Genomic DNA, 21613 nt, shown 5'->3' on the forward strand with positions numbered 1-21613 from the left:
AGAATGCACCCTTTCCCTATTGATACATTAAAAAATGATATTTTAAAGTCACTCGATGAAGTGGATTTCTTAGTTATCAAATCAACTCCCGGATCTGGAAAAACCACGCGTGTCCCGCTCTTTTTGAGCGAAAAATATAAGAAGAAAATTTATATCCTTGAGCCAAGAAAACTGGCAGCAAAACTCGCTTCCCAATTCGTGGCCAAGAATAAAGGTGAACTACCTGGAAAAAGTGTCGGTCACATTTTTAAGTATGAGAAGATGGCCACTGATGAGACTCAAGTGATCTTCCTGACAGAAGGAACATTCCTAAGAATTCTGGCCAGCGATCCGACTCTCGAAGACTGTGACGTTGTCATCCTGGATGAATTCCATGAAAGGCATTACTACACGGACATCGCTTTTAGTTTTCTTCATAAAATCAAAGAAAAAAATAAAAATTTAAAAGTCATAATCATGTCGGCGACAATCAACCTCGCTGAACTCGACAGTGCACTTGTTGGCAGAGTTAAAACACTGGAGCTCAACGAGACCAAACATAAACTCCAGATTGATCACTTACCCAACAATACACTGGTACTCAAGGATCCATTAGAGAGAAAAGTTTACAATGCCCTTTCGGATGTTATTAAGCGCCCTGGCCACGTCTTAATCTTTCTTCCTGGAATGTATGAGATTAGAAAGTGCGAAGAGATCGTAAGAAACAATTTCAACTGCGAAGTGGTCATCCTTCACTCTGAAGTGGCCGGGATCAATATCGATGAGAGCTTCTATGATCTTTCTCATAAGCGCGTGATCCTCTCTACTAATATTGCAGAAAGCTCTGTGACTATTCCAGGAGTCCGTTCAGTTATTGACTCTGGACTTCATAAAATTAGCCGAATCAACCCGATCACCCGACTTCCCATGGTTGAGCTAAGAAAGATCAGCCAGTCTTCTGCTGTTCAAAGGGCCAATCGTGCTGGAAGAGAAGCTGATGGTTACGCTTTAAGGCTTTATGCTGAACAAGATTTTCAAGGAAGAGATCTTTTTGATATTCCGGAGATCAACCGGTCTGACTTGAGTGAACTTATCATTACATCGGCCGATTTATTTAAGGCACCTCTCAATGACTTTACCTTTGTGGCCCCTTTAAAAGAAACCGAAGTCAAAAAATCTGAAGACTTCCTGACTCAAATTGGTTTTTTAGAAAATAAACTGCCGACACCTTTGGCCCATAAACTTTCACGCCTTCCCTTTCATCCGCGCGTTTCAAAAATACTGCATGAAGCTTCGCTTTGCGGATCGCAGACATACAATCAGGTTGTTCAATTCCTGGCCGACCTGCTTGAGCCAAAAAATACAAATCGTTTTAAATCCCTGGCAAAAAATTACTTTAAGCCTAAAGACAATGGCTCTCATGCTGACCTGGAGAAGATGATTCTTTTTGGTTATGTCGATCAAATCTCTAAATTGCGCGAAGGCCACAAACTGATCCACTCTAGTGGTGAGGTTTATGCTATTTCTTCCAGCATCTCTAATAATATTGATCCATCCCATGACCTTTGGATCATTCTCGACCTGGACAATAGAAATGAAGTCACAAGGCTTCTTCCGATTGAAGAAGAGTGGTTATATGATTTGCCACTTTTTCCCATCGAAGAATCTGAACGCATTGACTTTAATCCTGAAACACTAAAACTGAGCGTAGAAAGAGTGACCCACATCGGTGCCATTGTTCTTTCAAAAGAAAAAGTGACGAATTCTGAACTCTCCGATGAATCTATTCATTTTGTGATGAAAAAACTCTCTCCTCTTTTTAAAGAAAAACTAAAAGAAGATGCTTTCACTCGTCTGGAGATTTTAGAAAAATACACCGTTAAAAAAATAGCCGACTTTGATTTTGAATCATGGTTTAAAAACCAGGTGCCTTATCTTTTAAGTGATTCAAGTTATACTCTAGAAACTGTTTTAGGCTTCTATGTAAATGATCTTTTCCATTTTCTTAATGAAGAAGGCACATATGACCTGGAAGAAGACTTGCCTCTTTTTCTAAAACTACACGACAAGAGAAAAGTCCCAATTCATTACGATGCTACTAACGGTATCCATTGCGAGTCTTATATTCAGGACTTCTATGGATTAAAAAGTGCACCTTCCATTCTCAAAGGAAAAGAAAAAATTAAAGTTCACCTCTTAGGTCCACACAAAAGGGCCCTGCAGGTCACAACAGACCTAGGAAGTTTCTGGGATAAGGCCTACAAAGAGCTTTATGCTGAACTCAAAAGAGATTACCCAAGGCACTACTGGCCGCTTTCACCAAAAGAGGCCCTCCCAATTCTTTTAATGAAAAATGTAAAATAGGACAACTTATGGCAAACCTAGACATTAATCGCTTAAGACAAGAAACACCTGCAACTGCAGAGCTCATTCATTTCAACAATGCCGGCGCTTCTCTGCCGCCAACACCTGTTCTCGAAGCAGTCATCGGTTACTTAAACGATGAAGCCACTCTTGGTGGTTATGAAACGGAAGCAAAGTACGGCCCTCAATTTAAAGATATCTATTCTTCTGTCGCTCGTTTAATTAACGCCAAAGAAAATGAAGTGGCCTTAGTTGAAAGTGCCACCCGAGCCTGGGATCGTGCACTCTCTTGTATCCCTTTCCAAAAAGGTGATGTTATCCTGACTTCTTACAGTGAATATGTCAGCAACTATATTGCACTCCTTCAGCTGCAAAAGTATCACGGTGTTCAAGTGGAGATGATTTCAGAAGACCCCCATAAAGAGTTTATGCCAGAAGACTTAAAAAAGAAGATGAGCAGCAAAGTTAAGCTTATTGCCCTTACTCATGTCCCTTCGACAAATGGACTTATCAACCAACTTGCAGGAGTGAGCGAAATTGCCAGGAACCAAAAGGCCTTTTTTCTTTTAGATGCTTGCCAATCTGTTGGACAAATTCACATTGATGTAGAAAAGATTGGTTGTGACTTTTTAGCGGCGACAGGAAGAAAATTTATGCGTGCTCCTCGTGGGACAGGATTTCTTTATGCCCGTTTGGAAACATTAAAAGAATTAGAACCAATGTTCCTTGACTTCACTTCTGCCGATTTAAAAAGCAAACAGTATCACATCAAAGAAGGGGCCAAGCGTTTTGAAAATTACGAAACAAGTTTTGCTGCACGCTTAGGCTTTGGTGTTGCCGTTGACTACGCTTTAAATATAGGGACAAAAGTCATCGAAGAGCGCGTGCAATCCCTTGCCTGCACTTTAAGAAAAGAACTTTCGACTCTTCCAAACATCAGCATTCACGACACCGGAAAATACCAATCAGGTATTGTCACTTTTTCTCTGCAAAATCACGATTCTTATTTCATTGCTCAGAAACTGAAAGAAAAAAAGATTAATGTCTCTGTTTCAAGTCCATCATACGCACTTGATCTTGAGGCCAAAGGACTCTCACCGCTAGTGAGGGCCTCGATTCATTATTATAATACAGGTGATGAGATTCAGGCACTCAAAGAAGCACTAAAAGTAATCGTTTAAGTGATGGGGTCTCGCCCCTTCTTTTTCATAGGCCTCAACTTCAAAGCTGATGGCCATATAGGCCTTGTGATGATTCATGCCTTTTAAACGGCAGGCACAGTACTCTTTCAGGTAAAGAAAATAAAAACGCCAAACTCCTACTCGCTTCATTTGATCAACATGAATCATTTCATGGTGAATCAGGACATCGTTAGGATTTTTTGAAGCAAAAAAGATAAAAGGGTAAAGAACAATACCATCCACCCTAAGTAATTTAGCAATCAATGAATTTTTAACCAGTCTGGGGCTGAGCACTTATCCTTCTCTGATCGAATAGTAATCCTGAGGAACTTTGATTCCCCGGCGTGTGATCTTTTCCATCATAATTTTTTCTTTTAAAAGGAAGATTGAAAACAAAAACATCCCTTAAAAGCAAAACTAATGTGCCTCCAGACCTTCAGCAATGGGCATCGTATCAAAACGCTGCATCAATGAACTTCTTTAAATACCTCTCCTTTAGAACTTGAATGATATTCATTTATATGAAAGTTTGCTTTCTTTTCATAATAAGAAATAAGAATCTCCCTTCCATCACTTGCTAAAGGTGAACTCCAGTCTCTAAACCATTCACCGATCATTGCTGAGGTTGTATTGGGAACAGCTCCTGCTGCAATCAAGCGCGAGATGGCCGTGTTATGTTCAATTAGTGATTGCCCGGCCACTGCATCGGCGACAAAACAAACTTCAAACCCATCGGCGATTGCATCCACTACCGGATAGGTTAAGCAGATTTCTGTATAAAGAGCACAGAACACTAAACGTTTTTTTCCAGTGGCCTTCACTGCATCTACAAACGCCTTGTCTTCCCATGCATCCATTGATGTGCGGTCAATCTCAACAACACCTTGAAGAATATCTCTGAGTGATTGAATGGTTGGTTTATTCACTCCCATCCTTACAGCAACTGTGCTGAGGATGATAGGAATATTAAAGGCAACAGCTGCTTTTGCAATCGTGCAAACATTAAGCTCAATCTCTTTGGGATAAGCAGAACCTAATCCACTGAACATTTCTGGTTGATAATCAATTAAGATAAGTGCGCAGTCATCTGCATCCCAAACACCTTTTGGACTCTTCATCATACCTCGCCTCCTTGTTATTCATCTTCGACAGGAATTATTGTCGACACACTCAAACACTAGGGGCATGAATCCTCATATACAATTTAAGAAATAATTAAAGATAATAAGAAAATTAATCAGTTATTAGTAACCTCGCATTCTTGTCATGGCCGGGTGAGAGGACTAGAATGACTTTATTATGTACTCCATACTACTATTTTTTATTTCCATCTTCGCAGGACTTCTAGGATCACTCTTAGGACTTGGTGGTGGTATTATTGTCGTTCCAGTTTTAACACTTTTTCTCGGTATCGATATCCGATACGCCATTGCAGCGAGTTTGATTTCAATTGTGGCCACGTCATCGGGAGCTGCTGCGAGTTTCTTAAAAGATCATTTGACCAATCTTCGTTTGGCGGTGTTGCTGGAAGTTGGAACCGTGTGCGGAGCGATTGTTGGATTCCTTCTGGCAAAATCGGTAAACTCATCTTTTCTTTTTATTCTCTTCGGAGGGTTTCTTTTTTTCTCGGCCGTCATGATGTTGAGGAAAAAAGAAGATCACCGTGCTGAATTTGATCACCCTTGGTCACAAAAATTAAAACTTGCCGGACAATACACTGAAAAAAATGGCGAGCTTATTCTTTATAAAGTTGCTCAAGTTCCAGTTGGTCTAGGGGCGATGTTTATTGCAGGCATCCTCTCTGCTCTTTTAGGTATCGGAAGTGGTATCTTTAAAGTGATGGCGATGGATGGTGCGATGAAACTTCCAATGAAAGTTTCTTCTGCAACTTCAAACTTTATGATCGGGGTAACTGCAACGGCCAGTGCAGGGGCTTACTTTCTTCGCGGAGACATTCGTCCAGAGATCGCTTGTCCGGTTTCTGTCGGGATTATTGTTGGCTCTTATTTTGGAGCGCGCTTGATGCCTAAAATGCCTGCAGCTATTATTAGAAAGATCTTTGTTGTCGTTCTAACAATTGTTGCCGTTCAAATGTTAATGAAAGGGATGAAATAATGGAACAGATGGATCAATTAGAATCACTGGAACTTAAAATTTCAAAATTCCTGAGACTGGGTGTTTTAGTGGCCGGGTTATTTATGCTGGTAGGCTGGATCTCTCAATCAGTAACTCAACCAGACTCTCTTTTGGCCCTTAAAACATATCACTCGTCTACACTCTCTGAGACACTCTCAAATGCATGGACAACAAATTCATGGGGAGTGCTTATCTCTTACCTTGGATTGGCCATTTTAATATCGCTTCCTATCACGCGCGTTTTTCTTACAGCTGTTCTTTTCTTAAAACAAAAAGAGTATCTGCTAGCTGGAATTGCTGCTTTCGTTTTAGTGGCATTGATTGTCAGTTTTTCTTTGGGAATTGAGCTGTAGCCACTCTCCGGCATTTCTACCAGAGAGTGATCGATGAAATGATTAAGACGCTTTTTTTACTTTTTTAAATTCTTTAGAAAGATTATTCACTAACTGTTCAGTTGCAAGAGTGACTAATAGGTTAAATAGCATGTCTACTTTCACATTGAGGACTTCAGAGAGTTCATGGAGTCTTTTTACTGGCGGACTTGAAACACCTCTTTCCCAATCAGAAATAAACTGTGGGCTTGTGTATCCAAGTTCAGCTGCCAGCTCAGACTGAGAGTATCCTCTGGCCAGACGAGTTTTCTTAATGTAAGAGCCAAGTGTTTCCCTTACGACCTTTGTGTTCTTTTTTGTGATTTTCTTTTTAGTTGTCATAATGATTCATCGTACCGCAAATATGAAGTATGTCAAACTACATGTACATAGACTACACATTTTGATGTAAAGGAAATTTCATTATAAATGAAGACCCTTTTCCTGCAGCACTTTCTATAAATATTTTTCCATTGTGTGCTTCTACTATTTGTTTAGAAATATAAAGTCCTAAACCTAATCCTGATACTCCAGGATCATCACTCGCTCTTTCGAAACGCTCGAAGATTTGCTCTTGTTTTTCTAATGGGACACCAAGACCTTCATCTTGGACAACGACAACAGCATTACTGTTTTCTTTAAATACTTTTACTCTAACAGGCTTTCTCTCTCCGTACTTCATCGCATTAGTAAGGAGATTAGTAACAACTTGAGACATTCTGATTGGATCCATCTCTCCAACGGTTATTTCCGAACGCTCTAAAACTAATTCACTACCACTGCGAATGGCCTGACTTGCAAGCTGAGCAATGCAATCGTTAACTAGTACTGCCAGATCGACCTGTTCTTTTTTTATTTCCAGCTTGCCTACTCTGATCTGTGCAAGATCCATTAGTACGCCTTGAAGTGTGGCAAGTTTTTTTACCAGAGTCATTGAACGTGCAGTGAGCTTTCTCACCTGCTCTTTATCCATCGGTCCCTCTTCTTCGCTGACCGATTTTTCCAGTAAATAAATTTGCAGGTTAAGCGCAGTCAATGGAGTGCGTAGCTCATGAGAGGCAATAGAAAGAAAATCATCGCGCATTTTAACTGCGGTCTTTGCCTCCTTATATAGCTCACTATTTTGAGTCGCAATTGCTTCCAAAGCAGCAGTTCTCTCCTGCACTTTTAATTCAAGGTCCTTGTGCGAAAGCCTCAAGTCTGAATATGATTTCTGGAGAAGATCGCCCATGCGGTTTACAGATTGATTCAACTGTCCCAACTCATCGCTTGAATCAACAACCAGGCGACGTTCAAAATTCCCTCGTCCAAACTCTGTCGTGATGTCATTGAGATTTGATAAACCTTTAGAGATCGCTTTACTGGTAAAGAAAGTCAGAGTCAGACCAATACTTTCCACAGTGATAACCAGGATCACCAGGATCATAAAAATAAGTCTCTCCATCCAGCGTGAGCCTTCGCCCAATGTTGATGAAAATATTTCTTCAATTCTTGTAAGTTCATTATTGATATGAACAACTTCATCAAGGCACTTCTGCATTCTGACCTGATTAGTGCTACCTTCCAGCACCAATCCATAATACTCATCAACAGTGTTTCTCAATTTCACCAAGAGAGCATCGCCTTCTTTCCAGGCCGATACAGCTTTAGCAATATAGCTGACTTGATTGAAACGCTTGAGCATATTGACGACAGAAGGAAAATCATCAGGATGGATACGCCCTTGAACAAATCCCGCCAGAACTTTTTCCATGTTCGGGTTTGGTTTCTCCAGCTCCAGTCTCGCAGCACGATCACCATCTGGTATTTTTAAAGCTTCATGAAAAGCTCGGTAGTCTGCTTCATTATTTGTCAGAGCAAAACGCTGAAAGCGATAAACAGCATTTTTTTGCGCCTTAGACCAGCTGGCTTCACCACCAACAAAAGCGCGAACGGCCGAAAGGTTCCCCATTGCAAAATGCAAAGTAAAAAGTTCGATAATAACCAGCGTGGCCATAATACCCACGACAAAATATAATTTCACTGAAATGGAAATGTTCTTCCAAATGTTAAAAAGATTTTCTAGTGGATGACTTTTGCCCAAAAAATTTTCCCAAAATATTCTGATTATTATAAAGAAAAAGCTTAGCACAAACTGTCGAAACGGAGTTAGTAATTAAAGAATTTTTTTTGATTTGCCTCGAGTCATTTTCTTGTCATTAAATCTTTAGAAAGCTACCCTCGCTACTGGATAATCAGAGTGAGGCATAATGAAAAAGCTGCTTACAAATAAAGTTTTTAAAGATGCTCTACTGGCCATCACCCTCCCCTTGATTGCCCTCTTTCTGCAATACAGCCTTGAATCCATTAACAACAGTCGCGAATGGCTCTTCTTCTACCCGGCCATCTTTATAACGGCCTGGCGCCGAGGCTCACGGCCTGGTTATATCGCTACAATTTTTTGTGGACTCCTGGCCGTCTACTTTCTTATTCCTCCGGCCTTTAGTTTTAAACTTGTTTCTTACGCGTCGACATTAGAAATTTTAATTTTTTCTTTCATGGGTATTAGCACCAGCTTTCTTATGGGAAAAATTCACGCCCGTTACTCCAGTATGTCCGCTCACTCTGAAGAGCTTGAGCGCTCAACTGAATACTTAAGCTCACTCTTAGAAAACATTCCGCTAATGGTTTTTGTAAAAGACGCTAAAGACCTGCGCTTTATCCGTTTCAATAAGGCAGGTGAAGAACTTCTTGGTTTTTCGCGCTCAGAACTCATTGGTAAAAGTGATTTTGATTTTTTTCCTAAAGAACAGGCTGAATTTTTTATTTCCAAAGACCGCGATGTCCTGGCCGCTAAAAGGGTTGTCGATATCAAAGAAGAAATGATTCAAACCAGAAATCAGGGCACCAGGATTCTGCATACAAAAAAAATTCCCCTCTACGGCCCAAACGGTGAAGCTCAGTATCTTCTGGGGGTTTCTGAAGACATCACAGAAAAGAAAAAACAAGAAGAAGAAATCTTGAGAATGATCAAAGAAGAAGCCGTTTTAAAAGAGCGCGAACTTTCGACGGCCAGAGAAATTTTTCTGGCAAAAGTCAGTACACTTCTTTCTGCTTCACTCGATTATCATGAGACACTTAAACTCCTCGCCGATCTTTCAGTAACGGCTTTGGGAGATTGGTGCACGATCTCGATTATTAATGAAAAAGGTGAATTTGAAAGGGCCACCGGGGCCCACGTTGATAAAAATAAACAAGTTCTTCTGGAAGAGTATTTAGAAAAATACCCGCCTGATAAGCGTGTGGTTTCTGTGACCACTGAAACCTCTTACTACAATCCTCAAATCCTCGATTCTCAATTAAAAAGCATGATTAAAGATCAAAGACAATATGAACTGCTGATGGAGTTGGGTTCAAACTCAAGCATGATTGTTCCTATTAAGGCCCGTGGAAAAGTCAGAGGATCACTGGCCTTTATCGCAGGGAAAAATAAACCGAATTTCTCGGCCCAGGACCTCGCCCTGGCCGAAGACCTGGGCAGACGCGCAGGCATTGCCATTGAAAATGCACTTCTTTACAGCTCTTCACAAGATGCCATCCGCGCCCGTGATGAATTCGTGTCAATTGCTTCACATGAACTTAAAACACCAATCACCTCACTTAAAATGCAGCTACAGATGATGCTTAGAGGAGTTAATCCTGAAAGAGGTCTGACACCTCCACCTGAAAAACTAATGAAGGCGCTGGTAAATTCAAGCAATCAAGTCGACCGCCTCACTCTACTCATAGAAGACTTGTTGGATGTCACCAGAATTGCCAGAGGTAAACTGACATATCACTTTGAAGAAGTGAATCTGTCAAAACTAGTGCGTGAAGTACTGGAGCGCTTTAGCGAAGAAATTCAATTCTCTAAATGTGAGCTGACGTTCGATTTAGAAGACTCAGTGATGGTTTACTGCGACCGCTACCGCATCGAACAGGTGACAGTGAATCTTCTTTCCAATGCCATCAAATACGGAGCTAATCAGCCCATTCATGCTATCGTTAAACACGAAGCAGGCAAAGCGATCCTTATGATTCAAGATAAAGGAATGGGCATCCCTAAAGATATGCAGACAAAGATTTTTGAAAGATTTGAAAGAGCGATCTCAAGCACAAATATTAGTGGATTAGGTCTGGGACTTTATATTTCCAAGCAAATCATCGATGCTCATCAGGGAACAATTGAAGTTGAAAGTGAACTGGGTAAAGGGTCGACCTTTAAAGTCTCACTTCCAACCGGATTGTAATCATTATTCCTGTGTGCAGACAATACGCTTACTAAGCGGCTTGCCGAGATACTTACCATCTAGGTTTGAATAAAGTGTGCCACCTTCTCTGTAAATTTTGGCCACAAATTGCCCAACTTTTGCTCCCATAAAATAAACATCCGCATCTGAAACAACAGCATCAGTTTCGCATCTTGATTTAGAGTCGATTCTTACTTTGATTCCTACACGTGGAAGTTTTTCTTTTCTCGACTCCAGCTTTCCGTCTGTGCGGATAGCATCAGTTCTGTTTTCATCCGTATCATCATCAATGTAGTGAATCTGATAGAAGTTCACATCGTCTTTCATATATTGCTCAACAATATACTCACCACGAATGTCTCTGATCTCTGATTTACATTTTGGGTAGCGGCCTTCAAGATTTGGGCAAGTTGTGCCAGCAAAAACATTCGACGAGATAAGTGCCATCATTAGCGTTAGCATTGCTTTCATAGATCATCCTTTGATTTATGTTTTACATTCCGTAAATTCTGAAACAGAAAAAACAACTTGCCTACCAAAATAATCTTGCAGCCCTTTTGACTATGGGTGTTTTCCTTTTTACACTATAGGCTATGGGATCAAAAATCGTTACAGTGCAAAATATTGATGAAGTTCTGGATAAGAATGAAATTGTCATTTTAGATTTCTGGGCAAGCTGGTGTGAGCCTTGTAAGATCTTTGGCCCAATCTTCGAAGCTGTTGCCAAAAAGAACCCCGATGTTTTTTTTGGAAAAGTGAATACTGAGACAGAAATTGAACTGGCCCAGGACTTCAACATTCGTTCAATTCCTACATTAGTTATCCTCAAAGACCGCACGATCATCCTTGATCAATCCGGCATGATTCCGGAATACTTACTCACTAAAATTGTTGGTGAAGCCCGCGCACTAGATGTGTCTAAGCTCGAAGCTGAAGACTCCGAAGAATAGTGTGAACAATTTACACGCTCAATTGACGTAGTTTACCCCTTTTGAGACTTCTCCCCCAAATACAGCAAACTATTAAAGGGGCAAACTATGCGTTTTTTATCAATTGTGGCCATGGGGCTTATCGCCTTCAACGCCGAAGCAGGTCTATACCGTGGTGAAACTAGAGTTGGTCTTTACCAAGACAGTGTTTTAGACACAGAAAAAGTCACTCACATTATCGTTGTTGGCTCTGGTGTAAAAGAAGATTCAAACCAATTCTTTCAGACAGGTGTTGCTCGCGCTCATAAGTATAAAGAGCTTTACCCGAATCAGCAGGTTGTTATCATTTCAAGTCCAGAAGTAAGAGGACGCGAAGACGCTGAAGTTTTTAACGACTTCAACATTCCTGTTATTAAATTCATCAATGACACTTTCACTCCAGAAGTTCTTTTTAGCGAGCTTAAACAATTCACAAAAATTGCCAGCCTTGATTTCTATGGACACTCTTCTCCATGGGCCATCAAACTTGGAAAAACAGACGCTGCTCTTACTCCAAGTGCTTATGAAAAGAAACTTAGAGCTCTTAAAGGGAATTTCTTAAAAACGGCTTATGTTACAGTTAACAGCTGCAGCAGTGGATTCTCAATCGCTCCAGACCTAAGCAAGTATCTTGAAATCCCGGTTTCAGGATCACTGACGAGCTCACTTTTTGAAAGAATTGAATCAGACGGAAGATGGTACAAAGAAGAAAACTACACTCCAGAAAACTATGTTCTGACAAACACATTCAGTTTCAACGAAGACCAATCATGTAAACTTGGTCTATGTTACAGAATGAAGCCTTCTCAATACTATTACTCTTCGTACTGGGGACAGTTTAAAGAAGGCGGAGTGAACTTCTATAAGTTCTTCTGTAACTATGACAACAATACTGATGGACGTTGTGAAACGGCCATGGCGAAGTCACTTCTTGCCTTCCCTTCTGTCAAATCAATCACTGTTGATTCATCAATTGAAGATTTTAAGACTGTAGCATTTGATTACCTTTGCCCAACATACAAGAATAAAAATAAGTTCAATGAGTGCGTTGCTGGTATTACTGCTGCTATCGAAAGAGGCGATCTTGTATACCAAACAATGCCTGGTCCTGAATTAAACTGTAACTTCAAAACTTGTAATGCGACTGTTGTTTGTAAAGAGAAGAAAATTTTCGGAAGCGGTCCAAAAGGTGGGACATGTAAGCTGAATGTTGATATTCAACCAAACCCAACAAACGCTGCTCAGGAAATGGTTTCATTCTTAAAAGGTTTCAAACTTCTTAAAGCATCAAAATAAAAAAAAGGGCCCGGAAACGGGCCCTCTTTATTTTATGGATTCCACCAATTGTCATCTTTCTTCAGGCATCTCGCCGCGTCTTTAACTTGCGACTTATTCGGGTGCTTCCAGCTTAGGATTTTTGTCGCTCCCAATGCTGTTGTATCTCCAAGAAAAACCTGTGCCCCAGAGCCATCCCAGTAGTCCGTACAGACCACAAAGTTCCCAAGAGTCACGCAATACTCTTTTCTCACATCAAGAGCGTCTTCAACAGTGTTCTTTCTCACACCTTTAAGATCTTCAAGTGAGTAGTATTTTTTCTCGTAAAGGTTCGTCACTAACCTCTTCAAGTCGTACTCTTTGTGAATAATAGAACAAATATAGTCATCAATTTTCTTAACCTGAAGATCTCCCCCTTCCACTTCAGCTTTTGATGCTTCTGTTTTTGGAGTTTCAACTGCCGGTTTTTCTTCTTTTGGACAGTTGATTGAATCTGCTACTTCCTGGCTTAATGTTGCTGCAGTCACTTCTTCACAAGCACCAATGCTTGCTCCGTTGTGATCATACACTGCACAGTCCAGTTTAAATTTTGTCCCTGAAAGCTCATAAGTTCCAAGCACAATATAAGATCCACCTGAAAGCTTAGTCACACGAGAGATTTCGGCCTGATCAGCATCCATTCCCACAGCTCGTGTTGAAAGCGTGGTTTTAACACCTGCACGTGCCAGGGCGGCATTAATTTTTGAATTCACTGCTTTACTTGGAGCGCACGTATCTGTTGCTTTTGCACTCTTAAAAGTCCCAAGCACAACCTTGCCGCGTTTTCCTTCCAGCATTTTCCCCAGAGGTTTTACACTGTCATTAATATGCGTTTCTAATGTCTGAGCGTGTAGTGAAAAACTAGTCAGTAGAGCTAATAACAAATATTTTTTCATAATTTATTCCTGAATAAGTCCTGGGATCGCTGTTTTAATAGCGTCTAAAACGTTTAGAGACATTTGTTTTGAAGCCGAGGCCATGGCATCGTCTTCACTATCTGTTGTTGAGAAACCTTGAACAGTAGCTCCCTTGTTTGTTCCAAGAGTTCTTCCTGTGGCGATATCTTTAACAATCACTCCAAATTTATAAACAATCGTAAAACCTAGAGCTGTTTTGGTTTTTCTTGGAATTCCCGCTTCTTTAAAAACAATCTCAATCCCTGACTTAGGTTTTGTTCCACCGACTTGAGCTGTAAACCCTTTTCCACCTAACATTGATTCTGCATCCAGGGCCACTTCATCATACTTAGGGAATTCATCGATAAAGAAAACGATGCTGCGTTTTGCTTCATCGTAAGTTTTATCCAGGTCAACTTCAGCTGTCTTAAATTTTTCCCACCAAGAAGCTCCTGGCTTATTTAAGTAAGTTTTGTACATATCAGCACGAAGGATCGCCCACTCATTGGCCTCTAAGTCTTTTTTAGCAATGTCATAGCGTCTTACCACTTCAACAAAGTCTTTCTTTCTCTGCGCGGCCATGACGTCCTCTAATTTTTTATCCAGAACTTTCATAAAGCCTTCTGCATCCACCAGGGCAGCAGAGACGTCAAATGTGTAGGCCATACAAGTCGTGTTGTTGGAATCTTTTGCCTCTTTAAAAAACTTGATCCCCATCACCTTATCAACGTTAGTTGATACGTTAATAATACCTTTATAGGCAGTCGACTTGTCTGTTTCATCAAGAGACATCGACGATTCTACGTTCGAGCGCAACTGAGAAACAATGTCCTGGTAAGCGCGCTGCTTAGCCTCTTCTTTGCCTTTCAATTTATCTTTATCAGTGCTGATCCCGATACCAAAGATCATATTAGATGACGGTGTGTAACCTTTCATTAGCTGGTCGCGGTCGCAGTCACCTGCATAAGCGCTTCCGAGTGCCGTGGCCGTTAAAATAAGAGCAGATAGTCCTGTAACTAATTTCATATTTCCTCTCTTTATGCGTTCTTCTGATTGTTAGATCCCCTAAAGCATAAGTTCGTTTAGCAAATACTTCAATACTGATGCTAGATGGCAAGGCCATTATAGTTGAGTTTTACGCTTTAAACTGTACGCAAGCTGCATGTGAAAAGTATAAGTTTTGGTTTATTTTTTTCTGATTTCAGTGTTGAATATCTTAGTGATTTGAAATTTTAAAGGAGAATCCTATGAACTCAAAGGTACTAATCGTAGCAGCGATGGCACTACTTGCTTCGTGCTCTTCTGCTCAAAAAAAGTATGATGGTAAAGAGCTTGCCCTGACATCTTCAGGCGAAAGCACAAGACCATTCTGGACAATGGATGGTGGATACAAAATCGAAAAACTAAGAGACCACTATAATGACGATGAAGACAAGCCAAACAATGCTTACTTCGTCACTCAAGCCTCTGTTGGTAAAGCTGACCTGGTTCCAAACTGCTACAACATGGCAAGAACAAGAGCTTCTGCAGAAATCTCTGAGCAAGTAAGCGAAGTGGTTAAACAGGCCGGAGCAATGGCCGTAACAAACACAAATACTGAATTCAACAAAATGATCGAAACTCAAAGCAAGAACATGATTGTTGGAGCTGAGATGATCGACAAAACTTGGTTTAAAGTAGAAGGTGAAAACGAGCAGAACCCATACAAGTGTTTTATCGTTCTTTCAGTTCCAAGAAAAAATTTGGATAAACTTCAAGCCAACATGATGACAATGCTGGAAAAAGAAATGTCAGGTGACGCTGGGATGATTAAGCAGGTAAAAGAATCTGTTGAAAAAAGAATGCAAGAAAGTTTCTAATTGTTTTTAAATGGTGGCCTGGGTTTAGCTCAGGCTACTTTTCTCTTTCTAAAAATTGCGGATGCCTTTTCGCAAACCACCAAATCATCAACACATCCAACATTGGAAAAACTAGAGTTGTTTTCATATTAAACTTAAGATCCATCCCAAAAATTAAATTCCCCAATGTTCCTGCAATTCCCATAAAAACAAAGAGAATCGCACTGCTCGTTATCTGACTAGAGTGAATGATAGTTAACCCTTCTTCTTTTCTCTCTGGATTTTTTCTGATCATTTCAAAAATAAAGATACCAAAGATAAAAAGCACAACATGATTCAAAAGAACGACACCGCAGAAAGCGGCACTCAAAGTACTCTTTTCAAGATAGAGATTATAAATCAAAAGAAGGGCGGCAATAATGCCCGCCAGGTTAAGCCCCATGAATGTTTTTTGAGTTTTAAAGCGAGCTGGCCAATTGCCTTTTTGAATGAATAAAACTCCTACCAGAAGCTGGGTTAGGTATAAAACCGCTTCAACCAGGACAGAGAGCCTTCCTGTTGAAAAAGGTAAGACCCCTTCATTCAGGTAGCGTCCGGTATAAAAAAATCCGTAGCCGGTCAGAATCACCCCAATAGTGATGAATGAGAAGAGTGTGTAAGCATATCCCAAAAAGATGTGCCCTCTCCCACCTTTTTTAATGGCAAAAAGTGGAATGAGGGCACAGATAGCAATTATACTTGAAATGATGTGAATGTTAGTCAAATGAAGTTCTTTCATTGGACTAGAAGAAAGTTTTTAAGGCCACTTTTTCATCGCCTGCTACATTAAATCTTCCTACTAAAGTCTCTGCTTTTGTGACCCCATTGAAAGTGTAGAGCTCATACTCACCAGGAGAAAGCTTGAACGAGTTCATTCTCACCTGATTCGGTAATGTCAGCCATGAACGCAGGTCTGCTTTTTCCGACTCTGCAATCCCACGAGCGGCCAGGTTGTAGGCCCCAACTCCCGACAACATCGCAATTCCATCTCCCATCTTATCTTTAAGTCCTTTGTAAGTAGCAAAAGAAGCTCCAAGCGCAGTTAAGTGCTTGGCCACAACCCTCGCTCCCGCCTTGGCCAAGTCAGAGACCGCTTTTGAATCAAGAGTGTAAAAGGCCATTTCGGAAAGAGGGTCCATCAACAGGGCCGGCTTTTCAAAAACAGTCTTTCCGCCTTTTTTTACGATCATCTTAAAGTCTTCATTATTAGGACGGTATGGAATAACCGGCATTTCAAATTCAACTTTGGGGTCTGCCATATCAGAGATGGCCAATGCTTGCTTGGCAAAACCAACGAAGTCCATTTTCTCATTACTCTTAACAGTGACGGCCGTCAGCCCGATAGGAAAATCATATTTTTTGATTTCCTTTGGAGAAATAGTGCCTTCATGCCAAACAAGATATACGTTGTCCTTGTCTTTTGTTCCCCACTCCTTCACCTGCTCGTCAGCATAACTCGTGACTGCAAGGCTTAGAGGTGTTGAGTTCACATAACCAGATTGCACAGCTTTTGTGTCCAGACTCGAAAGTTTTTTATAGTCTTTGTTGAAGTCAGCGTACTTCGTATTAAAACTTTGGTAGCTGTTGTAATACCTGAAAACTGTATTTTTTGATTCTTTGTAAAGGTTTAAAGCGATCTGGCGGTCAGACGTTGAATCTGCTTTCTCGTGTAAAACAGCTCCTACAAACTTCGCTAATAAATCGTCTTTGTAAGTCACTTCACCAGCAGTCGTTTTCTTCATGTCTTCAAGAATTGAGTTCCACTCAAGAAGAACAGACTTTGCAGCCGTCAGGTGAAATCTTTTTTTAGAGTCATCAAGCACAACTTCCGGCATAGGTGTCGACTTTAAAACTTTACCTTTATCGTCGCGCTCTTCATCTGTGTACGCTTCATACACCCCTTTCTCATACAGATTGTAGTGAGCAAGAATGGTGTAGTAACGAATCAGTGAACGCTCATACCCTTCCCCATAGTAATTGTCCGAGGCTTCATTACCAATGGTTCCAGCAATTTTTTTAGAAATAGAGACGGTGAAAAGTTTGTCTGATAAGTCGCGAGCGCGGTCAAAGTATTGCAGGGCCTGGTAATACTCTCCACTGTATAAGTGAAGAGTACCCAGTTCCAAAAACTTTAACAGCCTTGATTGTTCATCTTTATAAATCGAATCACCCTTCATCATTTCAAGAGCAGACTTGTAATCTTTCTTTTGGACCATTTCGCGGTACTTTAAAATCGCTTTCTGGTTACTCGAACAGCCTGCCAAAAGAACAAGTGAAAATACTAAAAGTGCATTCAATTTTTTCATTGATTACCAACCAGACTTAGCTTGCTCAGAGTATTTTTGTGCTTTTGAACGTACGCGAAGAACTTCTTCAGAAGTTTTAAGGTTCGTCATTCTCATGTTAACTGTGTATTGCTTAATTGTTCTTCCATCTCTTGATTCTGGGTTCATACGAACTGCACCAAGGATGATAAGGTCAGCACCTGTTTGTTTTCCGATTTGAACCATTTGAGCTGGATCAACCATACCTTCTGCCTGGTACTTCACTTCTTTTAAGATTTTATCGCGACCTTGGTTATCGATGATTGTGTACTCACCTGAAGCAGAGAACTCGTTAAGAAGTTCATCGTTCATGTCAGCGATTGGGAAATATGGCTCAGAAGTTTCGTTTTGAACTTCCATGATGAAGATCTTTGGTTTTCTTTTTGTTTCACCAAGATATCTTTGGAAACCTTTGTGTTTTTGGATTTGCTCAAGGATATCCTTAACTGCGTTTTCTGTATCTTTCAGAACCCATTTATCAGTGATTGTCAGGGCCTTCTCATCTCCCTTAGCTCCGTCAACTCTTTCAGCTTTAAAGCTTGAACAGCTGGTTAATAGAACAGTCATAGCGATAGCGACAAGTGTAAGACTTGCTTTCATTAAGAACTCCTTTTCGGGTTAAAGTTTATGAGAAGATTTTAGGAGGAGGATCGCTTTGGTTCAAGGTGAATTATTAGAATTCTTATAACGAGATGAGTAAAACCTGTACGCAAAAAAGAGTTTTCATTGGGAAAATGCGTGTTCGCGCTGTGCGTACGTTTTTTAAAAAAAGCAAAAAAAAAAGCCCGCTCTAAGCGGGCCTTTTATTAAGAATTATTTTGCAACACTTTGTGAAGGCGATTGAGTCGCCCAATCTGGTCTCTTATATCCGTTTTCCGTTTTTCCGGCCGGTTTTCTTGGGCCATCGTTTACACCTGCTGTTTCATCTTTCTTTGGTGTATTCAATTCCTGGTTTAATACAATGAGGTCTTCTGTCACTTTAGAAAGCTCTTCTGCTGTTCCTGTCACATCTTTAGACTTAACTTTTGCACAAGTGATTTCCATATATCTTCTCACTGTGTATTTTTCGTCTTTATCTACGTAAAGCTCAGGCTCTTTAGAAACAACACCTAAAAAGTTTGTATCTACGATCAGACCGTTTTTGTTGGCGTTCTGAGGCATGATTTCAGCTGAAACAATACTCTTAAGTGATTTTTCATATCCAAGATACTTACAAAGAGCATCCCCTTCAGTGATTCTTTTTTCTTTTGGCTTTCTTGGATTACCGTAGTCAACTCTAATAGCATAAAATGCTTTACCAAATCCTGCTTCATCAAGTTCAAGCGCTGTGAATTTTTTAGATTCAATATTAGCTTTTCTCGCAGCTTCCTCTGATGATTTTGCAGCATCGGCCTCTTCCTGCCATTTTTTCTTTTGTTGGTTTTCTTTATAAGTATCTGACTCACCTAATTTAGCTAAACACTTCTTAATCGATTCTTCTGATGACTTCCCACTTGCGATCATGTCATCACAAAGATTTTTCGTTGCCGAATAGGCAGGAATCGCGCTCATTAGAGTCATAGATAAGAGTAATGTTTTAAAAGTCATAAAAAATACCTCGCTGGATATATCTTAGAACGAAAATGGTTTTTTAAAAAACCTAGTAATTTGGTACGGAAAAAACTGCATTCGGCGTCCCCAGGACCCCTCCGCCCAACGTCCGCACAAAAGTTCCGGCCGGTGTAATCTCAACTATTTGGTTAAAAGCTGAATCGACGGTAAGCAAATTGCCACTCAGGGTTTTCGTCAACCATCGAGGTGAAGCTAAAACGGCAAGGTCTGAGTACATGGTTGCTATCGATGCCTGAGTCATCCCCGATCCCACCGATCGGATCGTATCCGTTGTTCCGCTGAAAGCAACGGCAATTGAGCCGTTATTCATTTCAATACAACCATTTGCGGCAGTCGTTCCGGCAATCGCAGAAACAACCGCTGCTCCAACTCGGACTGCATTTGTCGTAAAGCGGTTAACATTGGCCGATCCACAAAGAATCAACTCTCCATTGGCCGTCGTTTCAATCTGCTCGGGAGCCGCCGTCCCACCAAAAGTATTCGGCCACGTCACACCAGAGACAGATGTTCTTCTCACTCCATTTGTTGTAAAGCGCTCGACGTTTGCTGTCTCAATAACCAAAATATCTCCACCTGAAATTTGAGTTAATCCCCTCAACGTTCCGGTCAGGTTGGCATCAGTAATAAGATTTCTATAAGTGCCATCAACAACAGAGATGGCCCCTACTCTTGGCGCTCCATTGACAGTGAAAATAATTTCTTTGGTATCCGACTTCCAGGCAATCCCATAAAGAGATTCACCAATATTGTCCACATCGTAAAGCACTCCTTTATAGACGCCGTTGGAATCAAAGTGCAGAAGTGAATCAGAAGTCATATTTACTGCGAGGATATCGCCTGGTTTTATCAAGTAAGATTGACTTGATGATGTTGGTACAGCTTTATCTTGTTTGCATCCAAACATCAGACAAACAATAATGGTTACAAAAAAATATTTAATAAAATGTTTCACTACCAAACTACCTTGTAAGTATAAACATGCTTACTCAACTTCTATAGTAGCAGATTCACTATTCAATAAAATTTGATGGCACTATTTGCCGAAATCTTTAGATTCTCTTGAGAATATTAATGGTTTTTTTACTTAGGCTCGAGAAGTTGAATACTATGAAAAAAATAATTTTGTTTTTTCTACTCATTTCTTTTACTCAAACTCTTCTGGCCTCAGATTCGAAAACATATTTTCGCACTGATTATGGGATTGGTAGATTTAAGAGTGATAAACTTGACTCTCTTAATGCCAACCCAAAAGGCCCGACTTATGGAATCGCTTTCGGATCAAAGATGAGTTATGTCGAAGTCGGAGTCTTCTATAGAAATTATTCTTTCGATGCTGATATAAATCATGATGGAGCGGCTAACCAGATTGTCCACAAAGGAAAAACTTTTGGTCTGGACCTGAATGTTTTTTTAAACAATCATCTCAGCTTAAAAATTGGATACGCGATTAACAGCTACAAACAAAGTTTTGCCAATTCGATGAGCGCTTCCTCTTTATCTGCGGCCAAAACAAGTTATGGAATTGAAGATGACAAAAGTAGCTCTAATATTTTTTATGGGGCCAACATCGATATCTTCGGCGGAAAAACATGGGACCTCTATGCTTCGGTTATCCAGTTTCCAATGAGTGACAGCAAGAGTACATTAACAGCTCAGCTTGGTGTCAGGTTTTACATGAATAAAAGTTTCTCAGACTTTTTCGGTCAATAGACAATTAAAGGGTTCGGCTTCAGCGATAAACCTTTTTTCTGCACTATCGTAAACCAGACGGTATAAAACACAATTGGGAATGGCCAGCATTGGCTGATCTTCCGGCAAGAAACTATGAAGGGCATTTCTAAGGGCTCCTCCATGAGTGCTGATACCAATGGCCTGGTGTGAAGTGGTTTCAATTAAATGATGAAGAACTGCTAAAAATCTCTCACGAGCAATCTGTCTGGTCTCTCCTCCCGGAAATCCCACATGGTCATTTTCTTTCTTAAACGACATGAGTTTCTGCCAAAGCTCCGGACCAAAAGAGCTGATAGCATCTTCAAAGAGCATTCCTTCGGCCTCTCCATAACTCATTTCACGCAGGCGGGCATCAATCACGAGTGGCACCGACTTCTTTTCGGCCACTGTTTTCCCAGTAGTCAACGCACGCTCCAAGTCGCTTGTTACCACGATGTCCAAAGGAACATGGAGCATACGCTCAGCTAATTCCATAGCTTGCTGGATGCCATTCTGGTTAAGTGGCGTATTGGTGTGCCCTTGGCAGCGACGCTCTTTGTTCCAGTCTGTTTCTCCGTGGCGAAAAATGTAAAACACTCTATTCATAGTCAGCA

Annotated in this window: 22 protein-coding genes; 9 read left to right on the plus strand and 13 right to left on the minus strand. The window is 40.6% G+C overall.

The features are described 5' to 3' along the window. The first annotated feature begins 3 nt into the window (after positions 1-3). On the plus strand, positions 4-2343 hold the full coding sequence (locus C0V70_RS15800) for an ATP-dependent helicase C-terminal domain-containing protein (RefSeq protein ID WP_102244832.1): 2340 nt from the start codon (positions 4-6) through the stop codon (positions 2341-2343). An 8-nt stretch (positions 2344-2351) separates the two neighbouring features. Further along, entirely contained in the window at positions 2352-3524 is a 1173-nt protein-coding gene (locus C0V70_RS15805; RefSeq protein WP_102244833.1) for an aminotransferase class V-fold PLP-dependent enzyme, read from the plus strand. Here C0V70_RS15805 and C0V70_RS15810 read toward each other — a convergent pair. Next, positions 3507-3818: a hypothetical protein gene (locus C0V70_RS15810; protein ID WP_102244834.1), complete on the minus strand. Its 312-nt coding sequence runs from the start codon at positions 3816-3818 to the stop codon at positions 3507-3509. The two genes, C0V70_RS15805 and C0V70_RS15810, sit on opposite strands and share 18 nt — an antisense overlap. A gap of 173 nt (positions 3819-3991) precedes the next feature. Next, on the minus strand, positions 3992-4645 hold the full coding sequence (locus C0V70_RS15815; protein ID WP_102244835.1) for an isochorismatase family protein: 654 nt from the start codon (positions 4643-4645) through the stop codon (positions 3992-3994). Positions 4646-4823: 178 nt separating this feature from the next. Here C0V70_RS15815 and C0V70_RS15820 point away from each other — a divergent pair, with 178 nt between their 5' ends. Together C0V70_RS15820 and C0V70_RS15825 are read left to right on the plus strand one after the other, a co-directional pair. Beyond that, the gene (locus C0V70_RS15820; RefSeq protein ID WP_102244836.1) at positions 4824-5639 is read left to right on the plus strand and encodes a sulfite exporter TauE/SafE family protein; all 816 of its coding nucleotides are present in this window, start codon (positions 4824-4826) and stop codon (positions 5637-5639) included. Then, positions 5639-6013, plus strand: a complete 375-nt coding sequence (locus C0V70_RS15825) for a DUF1634 domain-containing protein (RefSeq protein WP_102244837.1) — start codon at positions 5639-5641, stop codon at positions 6011-6013. Before C0V70_RS15820 ends, C0V70_RS15825 begins: the two co-directional genes overlap by 1 nt. A gap of 42 nt (positions 6014-6055) precedes the next feature. Here the strand turns inward: C0V70_RS15825 and C0V70_RS15830 are convergent, their stop codons facing one another. Both C0V70_RS15830 and C0V70_RS15835 read right to left on the minus strand, forming a co-directional pair. After that, positions 6056-6373: a helix-turn-helix domain-containing protein gene (locus C0V70_RS15830; protein WP_102244838.1), complete on the minus strand. Its 318-nt coding sequence runs from the start codon at positions 6371-6373 to the stop codon at positions 6056-6058. A 52-nt stretch (positions 6374-6425) separates the two neighbouring features. Further along, positions 6426-8054, minus strand: a complete 1629-nt coding sequence (locus tag C0V70_RS15835; RefSeq protein WP_133566771.1) for a HAMP domain-containing sensor histidine kinase — start codon at positions 8052-8054, stop codon at positions 6426-6428. 226 nt (positions 8055-8280) lie between these two features. Between C0V70_RS15835 and C0V70_RS15840 the strand changes: the two genes are divergently transcribed. After that, positions 8281-10299 (plus strand): sensor histidine kinase, encoded by a 2019-nt coding sequence (locus C0V70_RS15840; RefSeq protein WP_102244840.1) that lies wholly within the window; start codon positions 8281-8283, stop codon positions 10297-10299. 3 nt (positions 10300-10302) lie between these two features. Here the strand turns inward: C0V70_RS15840 and C0V70_RS15845 are convergent, their stop codons facing one another. Further along, positions 10303-10770 (minus strand): hypothetical protein, encoded by a 468-nt coding sequence (locus C0V70_RS15845; protein ID WP_102244841.1) that lies wholly within the window; start codon positions 10768-10770, stop codon positions 10303-10305. 122 nt (positions 10771-10892) lie between these two features. Between C0V70_RS15845 and C0V70_RS15850 the strand changes: the two genes are divergently transcribed. Beyond that, on the plus strand, positions 10893-11249 hold the full coding sequence (locus tag C0V70_RS15850) for a thioredoxin family protein (protein WP_102244842.1): 357 nt from the start codon (positions 10893-10895) through the stop codon (positions 11247-11249). Between the two features lie 87 nt (positions 11250-11336). Further along, on the plus strand, positions 11337-12563 hold the full coding sequence (locus tag C0V70_RS15855; RefSeq protein ID WP_102244843.1) for a hypothetical protein: 1227 nt from the start codon (positions 11337-11339) through the stop codon (positions 12561-12563). A gap of 32 nt (positions 12564-12595) precedes the next feature. On the opposite strand, the gene C0V70_RS15860 is transcribed toward C0V70_RS15855, so the two are convergent. Both C0V70_RS15860 and C0V70_RS15865 read right to left on the minus strand, forming a co-directional pair. After that, positions 12596-13477, minus strand: coding sequence for a hypothetical protein (locus C0V70_RS15860; RefSeq protein ID WP_102244844.1), 882 nt, complete (start codon positions 13475-13477; stop codon positions 12596-12598). Positions 13478-13480: 3 nt separating this feature from the next. Further along, on the minus strand, positions 13481-14503 hold the full coding sequence (locus C0V70_RS15865) for a hypothetical protein (RefSeq protein ID WP_102244845.1): 1023 nt from the start codon (positions 14501-14503) through the stop codon (positions 13481-13483). Between the two features lie 221 nt (positions 14504-14724). Between C0V70_RS15865 and C0V70_RS15870 the strand changes: the two genes are divergently transcribed. Then, a complete protein-coding gene (locus C0V70_RS15870; protein WP_102244846.1) occupies positions 14725-15336 on the plus strand; it encodes a hypothetical protein in 612 nt (203 codons plus the stop codon). Positions 15337-15370: 34 nt separating this feature from the next. Here C0V70_RS15870 and C0V70_RS15875 read toward each other — a convergent pair whose 3' ends face one another. From C0V70_RS15875 to C0V70_RS15895, 5 genes are all read right to left on the minus strand, one after another. Beyond that, complete coding sequence (locus tag C0V70_RS15875; RefSeq protein WP_102244847.1) at positions 15371-16093, minus strand: hypothetical protein; 723 nt, start codon at positions 16091-16093, stop codon at positions 15371-15373. Between the two features lie 4 nt (positions 16094-16097). Further along, positions 16098-17660 (minus strand): COG3014 family protein, encoded by a 1563-nt coding sequence (locus tag C0V70_RS15880; RefSeq protein ID WP_102244848.1) that lies wholly within the window; start codon positions 17658-17660, stop codon positions 16098-16100. Between the two features lie 3 nt (positions 17661-17663). Further along, on the minus strand, positions 17664-18278 hold the full coding sequence (locus tag C0V70_RS15885) for an LpoB-related protein (protein WP_102244849.1): 615 nt from the start codon (positions 18276-18278) through the stop codon (positions 17664-17666). 213 nt (positions 18279-18491) lie between these two features. Next, positions 18492-19265: a hypothetical protein gene (locus C0V70_RS15890; protein ID WP_102244850.1), complete on the minus strand. Its 774-nt coding sequence runs from the start codon at positions 19263-19265 to the stop codon at positions 18492-18494. Positions 19266-19317: 52 nt separating this feature from the next. Next, positions 19318-20241, minus strand: coding sequence for a hypothetical protein (locus tag C0V70_RS15895; protein WP_133566773.1), 924 nt, complete (start codon positions 20239-20241; stop codon positions 19318-19320). Between the two features lie 155 nt (positions 20242-20396). On the opposite strand from C0V70_RS15895, the gene C0V70_RS15900 reads away from it, so the two are divergent. Continuing rightward, positions 20397-20999 carry a hypothetical protein gene (locus C0V70_RS15900; protein WP_102244852.1) on the plus strand — a complete coding sequence of 201 codons (603 nt, stop codon included), beginning with the start codon at positions 20397-20399 and terminating at the stop codon, positions 20997-20999. On the opposite strand, the gene C0V70_RS15905 is transcribed toward C0V70_RS15900, so the two are convergent. Then, entirely contained in the window at positions 20979-21605 is a 627-nt protein-coding gene (locus C0V70_RS15905; RefSeq protein ID WP_102244853.1) for a histidine phosphatase family protein, read from the minus strand. The two genes, C0V70_RS15900 and C0V70_RS15905, sit on opposite strands and share 21 nt — an antisense overlap. Positions 21606-21613: the final 8 nt, after the last annotated feature.

It is taken from the genome of Bacteriovorax stolpii, assembly GCF_002872415.1.
Taxonomy (GTDB): domain Bacteria; phylum Bdellovibrionota; class Bacteriovoracia; order Bacteriovoracales; family Bacteriovoracaceae; genus Bacteriovorax; species Bacteriovorax stolpii.

Coding starts and splice junctions, on each gene's coding strand:
- C0V70_RS15860 (WP_102244844.1), bottom strand. CDS start 13,477: ATGAAAAAATATTTGTTATTAGCTCTACTGACTAGTTTTTCACTACAC.
- C0V70_RS15830 (WP_102244838.1), bottom strand. CDS start 6,373: ATGACAACTAAAAAGAAAATCACAAAAAAGAACACAAAGGTCGTAAGG.
- C0V70_RS15825 (WP_102244837.1), top strand. CDS start 5,639: ATGGAACAGATGGATCAATTAGAATCACTGGAACTTAAAATTTCAAAA.
- C0V70_RS15820 (WP_102244836.1), top strand. CDS start 4,824: ATGTACTCCATACTACTATTTTTTATTTCCATCTTCGCAGGACTTCTA.
- C0V70_RS15865 (WP_102244845.1), bottom strand. CDS start 14,503: ATGAAATTAGTTACAGGACTATCTGCTCTTATTTTAACGGCCACGGCA.
- C0V70_RS15870 (WP_102244846.1), top strand. CDS start 14,725: ATGAACTCAAAGGTACTAATCGTAGCAGCGATGGCACTACTTGCTTCG.
- C0V70_RS15800 (WP_102244832.1), top strand. CDS start 4: ATGCACCCTTTCCCTATTGATACATTAAAAAATGATATTTTAAAGTCA.
- C0V70_RS15875 (WP_102244847.1), bottom strand. CDS start 16,093: ATGAAAGAACTTCATTTGACTAACATTCACATCATTTCAAGTATAATT.
- C0V70_RS15890 (WP_102244850.1), bottom strand. CDS start 19,265: ATGACTTTTAAAACATTACTCTTATCTATGACTCTAATGAGCGCGATT.
- C0V70_RS15885 (WP_102244849.1), bottom strand. CDS start 18,278: ATGAAAGCAAGTCTTACACTTGTCGCTATCGCTATGACTGTTCTATTA.
- C0V70_RS15850 (WP_102244842.1), top strand. CDS start 10,893: ATGGGATCAAAAATCGTTACAGTGCAAAATATTGATGAAGTTCTGGAT.
- C0V70_RS15815 (WP_102244835.1), bottom strand. CDS start 4,645: ATGATGAAGAGTCCAAAAGGTGTTTGGGATGCAGATGACTGCGCACTT.
- C0V70_RS15855 (WP_102244843.1), top strand. CDS start 11,337: ATGCGTTTTTTATCAATTGTGGCCATGGGGCTTATCGCCTTCAACGCC.
- C0V70_RS15845 (WP_102244841.1), bottom strand. CDS start 10,770: ATGAAAGCAATGCTAACGCTAATGATGGCACTTATCTCGTCGAATGTT.
- C0V70_RS15880 (WP_102244848.1), bottom strand. CDS start 17,660: ATGAAAAAATTGAATGCACTTTTAGTATTTTCACTTGTTCTTTTGGCA.
- C0V70_RS15900 (WP_102244852.1), top strand. CDS start 20,397: ATGAAAAAAATAATTTTGTTTTTTCTACTCATTTCTTTTACTCAAACT.
- C0V70_RS15805 (WP_102244833.1), top strand. CDS start 2,352: ATGGCAAACCTAGACATTAATCGCTTAAGACAAGAAACACCTGCAACT.
- C0V70_RS15840 (WP_102244840.1), top strand. CDS start 8,281: ATGAAAAAGCTGCTTACAAATAAAGTTTTTAAAGATGCTCTACTGGCC.
- C0V70_RS15905 (WP_102244853.1), bottom strand. CDS start 21,605: ATGAATAGAGTGTTTTACATTTTTCGCCACGGAGAAACAGACTGGAAC.